At 67.6% G+C, this 1,406-nt stretch carries 3 protein-coding genes; 1 reads left to right on the forward strand and 2 read right to left on the reverse strand.

What is annotated here, in order from left to right:
* Nucleotides 1-376, forward strand: a 376-nt coding sequence (locus MOV75_RS38090; protein WP_247007987.1) for a hypothetical protein, incomplete at its 5' end; no start/stop codon positions are given.
* A 73-nt stretch (nt 377-449) separates the two neighbouring features.
* Here MOV75_RS38090 and MOV75_RS38095 read toward each other — a convergent pair.
* Together MOV75_RS38095 and MOV75_RS38100 are read right to left on the reverse strand one after the other, a co-directional pair.
* A complete protein-coding gene (locus MOV75_RS38095; protein WP_246932673.1) occupies nt 450-1,103 on the reverse strand; it encodes a response regulator transcription factor in 654 nt (217 codons plus the stop codon).
* On the reverse strand, nt 1,100-1,406 hold a 307-nt coding region (locus MOV75_RS38100), incomplete at its 5' end, for a response regulator (RefSeq protein WP_247007989.1). The genes MOV75_RS38100 and MOV75_RS38095, both read right to left, overlap by 4 nt.

Here is a 1,406-nt window from a genome sequence, read left to right on the forward strand (position 1 = left end):
CGCACCCGCGCCGCAGCCGCAGGCCCCGCAGGCCAGCAGCAATCCGCTGGAGTCGCTGTCGCTCGACATCGGCCGGCTGATGGACCGCAACCTCGCCGCCGAGATGTGGGACCGCTACCAGCGCGGCGAGAACAAGGCCTTCACCAAGCGCCTCTACACGCCCGCCGGCCAGAAGGCCTTCGACGAGGTCGCCCGCAAGTACCGCGCCGACCGCAACTTCAAAGGCACCGTCGACCGTTACGTCGCCGAGTTCGAGCGCCTGCTCGACGAAGTCGCCCGCGACGGCCGCGGCCCGCAGGAGCTGCGCAGCCACCTGACCTCGGAGACGGGCCTCGTCTACACCCTGCTCGCCCACGCGGCGGGACGGCTGGGGTAAGCACCAGGTCCGCAAGACAGCACGATAGAAAACGGAGGCCTCGCGGCCTCCGTTTTGTTTTGCAGGAGAAAGCTCAGGTTCCGCCGGGCTGGCCAAATGACAGCCTCTCGGCCAGGACAGCGGCCTGGGTGCGCGAGCCGACGCCGAGCTTGCGCAGGATCGTCGAGACATGGCCCTTCACGGTCTGCTCGGCGATGTCGAGCTCGCCCGCGATCTGCTTGTTGAGCTTGCCGTCCACGATCATCGCGAGAATGCGGAGCTGCTGCGCCGACAGCGAGGCCATTCGCGCGGCGAGCTCGACATCGGCGCTCTGAATCGAACCGCGGCCGCCGACATTGGGCGGCATCCAGATTTCGCCGGCAAGGATCTTCGTAATCGCGTCCGCCATCTCGGGAAGGCTGAGCGATTTCGGGATGTAGCCGGATGCGCCGTAGGCAATGGCGCGGCGGATCGTGGCGGCGTCCTGCCGTGCCGAGATGATCGCCACCGGCACCGTCGGGAATTGCGCCGACAGGATGAACAGCGCGGCGAAACCCTGGATACCCGGCATGGTCAGATCCCAGAGGATCAGGTCGATCTCGTCGGACTGAGCCGACAGGATGCCGGTCGCCTCGTCAAGCGACTGGCAGGCGATGATGTCGAGACCGGGCAGCACGCTCGACAGCGCGCTGCGCAACGCGGCCTGTACCAGCGGATGATCGTCGCCGATAAGGATGCGCATTGTCAGGGAGTCTCCTGTTTCGTCCCGAACTGCCGGCTCAGGGCTTCGCTGCCGAGGAAGCGCCGCAGAGCCGCGGGCTTGACCGGCTTCGACAGGATCTCGCAGCCGCGCGCCCTCGCTTCCTTGCGCACCGCCTCGCTGCGATCGCCGGTGACGACCAGCGCGCGGACGTGGCGGCCCGACTTCTGCCCGAGATCGTCGAGAAAGTCCAAGCCGCTGCGGCCACCATCGAGATGATAATCCAGCAACACGACGTCGGGCGTGCTGGCTGCCGCCGCAGCCATCGCCTCGGCGGCATCTGCCGCGACC

The sequence above is a fragment of the Bradyrhizobium sp. PRIMUS42 genome, from assembly GCF_023006515.1.
Classification (GTDB): domain Bacteria; phylum Pseudomonadota; class Alphaproteobacteria; order Rhizobiales; family Xanthobacteraceae; genus Bradyrhizobium.